6 protein-coding genes are annotated in these 4203 nt (G+C 66.3%); 4 read left to right on the forward strand and 2 right to left on the reverse strand.

Features of this window, described 5'->3' with window-relative positions; genetic code table 11:
* Together QZ281_RS12910 and QZ281_RS12915 are read right to left on the reverse strand one after the other, a co-directional pair.
* Nucleotides 1–481: pyridoxal-phosphate dependent enzyme (locus QZ281_RS12910; protein WP_292228991.1), on the reverse strand; the 481-nt coding region annotated here is incomplete at its 3' end.
* A gap of 97 nt (nucleotides 482–578) precedes the next feature.
* Nucleotides 579–914, reverse strand: a complete 336-nt coding sequence (locus QZ281_RS12915) for a GIY-YIG nuclease family protein (protein ID WP_292228993.1) — start codon at nucleotides 912–914, stop codon at nucleotides 579–581.
* Nucleotides 915–1098: 184 nt separating this feature from the next.
* On the opposite strand from QZ281_RS12915, the gene QZ281_RS12920 reads away from it, so the two are divergent.
* The 4 genes from QZ281_RS12920 to QZ281_RS12935 form a co-directional block, all read left to right on the forward strand.
* A complete protein-coding gene (locus QZ281_RS12920; protein ID WP_292228995.1) occupies nucleotides 1099–1686 on the forward strand; it encodes a hypothetical protein in 588 nt (195 codons plus the stop codon).
* Between the two features lie 115 nt (nucleotides 1687–1801).
* A complete protein-coding gene (gene nadA, locus QZ281_RS12925; protein WP_292228997.1) occupies nucleotides 1802–2887 on the forward strand; it encodes a quinolinate synthase NadA in 1086 nt (361 codons plus the stop codon).
* Nucleotides 2888–2946: 59 nt separating this feature from the next.
* A complete protein-coding gene (locus QZ281_RS12930; protein WP_292228999.1) occupies nucleotides 2947–3810 on the forward strand; it encodes a site-2 protease family protein in 864 nt (287 codons plus the stop codon).
* A partial coding sequence (locus tag QZ281_RS12935; RefSeq protein WP_292229001.1) for an FAD-dependent oxidoreductase occupies nucleotides 3807–4203 on the forward strand: 397 nt, incomplete at its 3' end. The genes QZ281_RS12930 and QZ281_RS12935, both read left to right, overlap by 4 nt.

Raw genomic sequence — 4203 nt, forward strand, 5'->3', positions numbered from 1 at the left:
TCTCCAGCCCGACGGTGCCTTGGCCTGCGATCACATCGGGGTCGTCGAAGGGGTGGATGAAGGCGGCGCCGGTCTGTTCTTCCAATCGACGGGCGTGGGCGTAGGCCTCGTCGAAGCTGTCGCCATGCAGCACGACTTCGCCGCCCAGAGCGCGCACGGCGGCGACCTTGATGCCCGGCGTGGTGGTCGGCATGACGATGACGGCGGGGGTGTTGCGGCGCGCGGCGGCCAGGGCCACCCCTTGCGCATGATTGCCCGCCGAGGCGCAGATGACGCCCCGCGCCAGTTCCGCCTCCGACAGATTGGCGATCTTGTTGTAGGCGCCGCGGATCTTGAACGAGAAGACTGGCTGCAGGTCCTCGCGTTTCAGCAGGACGGGCCGGTCCAGCCGCGCCGACAGGCGGCGCAGCGGATCAAGCGGTGTCTCCTCCGCCACGTCATACACGCGGGCGGTCAGGATGCGGCGGATGGTGTCTTGCACGTTTCTATCGAATTTAGAGCGAAGCCCGGATTGAATGTGTCGATAGGGGCGCGCGTGCTTAAGGTCGAGCAAAAACGGTGCCGAGCCCGGGGTGCGGTCAGATGAGATCGGCCTGCAGCCGGTTCGCCCACAGGGCGGCGCGTTTCTTCAGTTCGTCCTTGCGCACCATCTCCGACAGATCGGGCGACAGCCGGTCCAATTGCTCGAAGCGGAAATCCTCGGGCGTGTGCGCCTTCCACGCCTGCTGGAGCGAGGCGAAGGGGCTGCTGTTCTGTTTCAGGGAGAACCACAGGCCGTTCTGCTGGGTGTCGATATGGCGGCTCTGTCCCACCCAGGTCTGGCCGGTGGCCGAACAGATGACGGCGAAGACGCCCGCGATTGTGGGCTGGTCCTTGTAGGCGGCGATCAGGTCTTTGCGTGCGGCGGTGGTCATGGACGACTTCCTATTTGTCCGGGTGAAATAGTGAATAATATTGTCCGGGTAAATAATCAAGCGTGACGATTCATCTGAGGTGCTCGGTGCTGCCGCTGGTCGCTGTTATGCTGCGGGCATGAGTGAAGACGCGTCAGGATCGAGCGAAGCCTCGTGGCACGAGCGCAGGGCGAGGCGCGGTGCTGTGAGCGGCGTTTTAGGCGTGGCCTTGGTGGCGGCGGGCGCTTTGAGCCTGGGCGTTTTGCCCGGGCGATCCGGCCTGCTGTTCGGCGCGGCGATGTGGCTGACGGGGCTGGTCCTGGGGGGCTACAGTCTTGTGCGCCTGCGTCGGCGGTCGAGCCATGTCAGAGCCGCCGACCTGTTCGAGGTCGAGGCGCGCTGGGACGTGCGACGCCTGTGGGGCTGTATGGCGATCGTGCTGGGGTTCCTGACCTGGAAAAGCGCACAGGGGCTCTGGCTGATCGCGGTCGGCGAAGGCGACGGGTTGAACCGCTTAATGCTGGCGGGCGGTCCGTTGGTCTGTGGGGTGGTCATGATGAAGGTCGCGGGGTTTGGCGGCAGGTCCGAGACGCCAAGTGACGACGGGAAGCTTCGACGCAGGACAGCCCTATCGACCGGGGCCTGGGCGACAGCCGCCTGCGCCATGATGGTCGCGGCGCTATGGTTCTGGCGTCCTGAGATTGGCGCAGCCAGCGTGCCGGCGGCCTTGTTCGTCGTCACCGCAATCACAGCCCTCCGCGTCCAGTTTTCGGAGCGCGCGCGGGCGCGTTAGGCGTCACGACCTGGTGTCCGGGGTGGCCAGATTGGGGATTAGGTCTTGCGTCCCGTCCGCATCGGCCTACATTGTTCCTGCTTATGCTAACTTTGAGCATAAGGGTCGTGGAAGGATGGTCATGGCGGACGGCGCCTTTGGTCTGACGAAGGAACTGGAGCGGGAGACCGCCGGGGTATGGGCGAAGGTCAAGGACCACGTCACCCCGATGGAATGGCCCGAACAGGCCCGATTGATCAGCGAAATCAACCGGCTGAAGATCGAGCGCAACGCCGTCATCCTGGCCCACAACTACATGACGCCCGAGGTCTTCCACGGGGTCGGCGACTATGTCGGCGACAGCCTGGGGCTGGCGAAAGAGGCCGCGCGGTCGGACGCGAAGGTGATCGTCCAGGCGGGCGTTCACTTCATGGCCGAGACGTCGAAGATCCTGTCGCCGGAAAAGACCGTGCTGATCCCCGACCTGCGCGCAGGCTGTTCGCTGGCGTCCTCGATCACGGGCGCCGACGTGCGGCTGATTAAGCAGCGCTATCCCGGCCTGCCGGTCGTGACCTATGTGAACACGACCGCCGATGTGAAGGCGGAAACCGACATCTGCTGCACATCCGCCAACGCCGTGCAGGTGGTGGAATGGGCGGCCAAGGAGTGGGGCGTCGACCGCGTCATCCTGATCCCTGACGAATATCTGGCGCGCAATGTCGCCGCCCAGACGACGGTCGGGATCATCGCCTGGAAGGGCCGGTGCGAGGTGCATGAACGCTTCACCGCCGCCGACATCGTCGAGATGCGCGCCGCCTATCCGGGCGCTGAAATCCTGGCCCATCCGGAATGCCCCGAAGACGTGATGGCGGCGGCGGACTTCGCCGGATCGACAGCGGCCATGATCGACTATGTCGAGGCCAAGCGGCCCAAACAGGTCGTCATGATCACCGAATGTTCAATGGCGTCGAACGTCGCCGGCGACGTGCCGGACGTGCAGTTCATCGGCCCGTGCAACCTGTGCCCGCACATGAAGCGGATCACGCTTCAGAACATCCGCGACTGCCTGCTGCACATGCAGTTCGAGGTGACCGTGCCGCAGGACATGCTGGAGCGCGGGCGTCAGGCCGTGCAGCGGATGATCGACCTGCCGCCGCCCGCTGTTCCGGCGCGCTACGACCTGATCAAGGCCAAACACCATGTTGCGGTCGAACTGATCTGAACCCCGGCGCGGCGATCGGTCCCGGCGACGGGACGACCGCCCGCGCCCATCTGGACGCCATGAGCGACATCGACACACCTATCCGCCGTCCCGGCCACACTCCTGGGCCATGGGATCCCAAGCCTGAAGACCCGGCTGCGCGCGAAACTGCGCCTGCGCCTCGACCCGAGGGCGGCGCGCTGGACAAGGGGCAGAGCCCCGGATGGGCCGTCATCTCCACCCTGCTGATGGGCGGTTTCCTGTGGTGGATCACCGGAAGCTGGGTCGTGTCGGTGGCGGTGGTGTTCGGCCTGTTCGTCCATGAGTACGGACACGTTCTGGCGATGAACAAGGTCGGGATGGGACCGGCGCGCATCTACATCATCCCCTTCCTGGGCGGACTGGCCAAGGGGCAGCGAGCGCCCAAGAACGAGTGGCATGGCGTGCTGGTGTCGCTGGCGGGACCGGCGTTCGGCCTCTTGGCCATGATCCCGTTCGTGGGGCTGTGGGTAGCGACGAGGCAGAGTGATTGGCTGCTGGGCGCCTTCTTCATCGCCATGCTCAATCTGGTGAACCTGCTGCCTGCGCCGCCGCTGGACGGGTCAAAGGCGTTGGGGCCGGTGTTGGCGCGGGTGCATCCGCGGCTGGAGCATCTGGTGCTGCTGGCCATCGGGGTCGGGGTGGTGCTGTGGGGCGTCTCGACGGGGCGCTACATCCTTGCGGTCTTCCTGGCCATTTCGGTCTTCGGCCATCTGAAGCGCGGCGTCTGGCGTGAGGAATGGGGCCAACTGAGCTGGCCCGAGGCGGGCAAGAGCCTGGGCCTCTATCTGGCGACGGCGGTGATCTGTGCGGCGGCGGCGATCGGCGCCCTGCTGCCTCTGGCCGACGGATCGGCGGTCGAGGCCCTGAAGTACGGCCTGAACTATATCGGAGTGCGTCTGTGAGCCGAGTTCGACATGACGGGCCATTGGTCGTGGGCGCAGGTCTGGCGGGGCTGTCGGCCGCGCTGGAGGCGGCCAAGACTGGAGCTAAGGTGCTGGTGGTCACGCCGGAGCCTCTGCTGAACGCCTGTTCGTCGGCCTGGGCGCAGGGGGGGATGGCGGCGGCCCTGACGGCGGAGGATTCTGCCGAACGCCATGCCAAGGATACTGCGGCGGCGGGCGCCGGTCTGGTCGAGGCCGAGGCGACGCGCGCCCTGACGGAACATGGGCGCGAGACGGTGGAGTGGCTGGCGGCCCTGGGCGCGCCGTTCGACCGGGATGCGGACGGCGGTTTCGTCGTCAGTCTGGAGGCGGCGCATTCGGTCGCGCGTGTGGCGCGGGTCGGCGGCGACGGGG

The sequence above is a fragment of the Brevundimonas sp. genome, assembly GCF_018608325.1.
Lineage (GTDB): Bacteria > Pseudomonadota > Alphaproteobacteria > Caulobacterales > Caulobacteraceae > Brevundimonas.

Excerpts from the sequence above, each read along its gene's own strand:
- QZ281_RS12915 (WP_292228993.1), bottom strand. The coding sequence starts at position 914 with ATGACCACCGCCGCACGCAAAGACCTGATCGCCGCCTACAAGGACCAG.
- nadA (WP_292228997.1), top strand. The coding sequence starts at position 1,802 with ATGGTCATGGCGGACGGCGCCTTTGGTCTGACGAAGGAACTGGAGCGG.
- QZ281_RS12930 (WP_292228999.1), top strand. The coding sequence starts at position 2,947 with ATGAGCGACATCGACACACCTATCCGCCGTCCCGGCCACACTCCTGGG.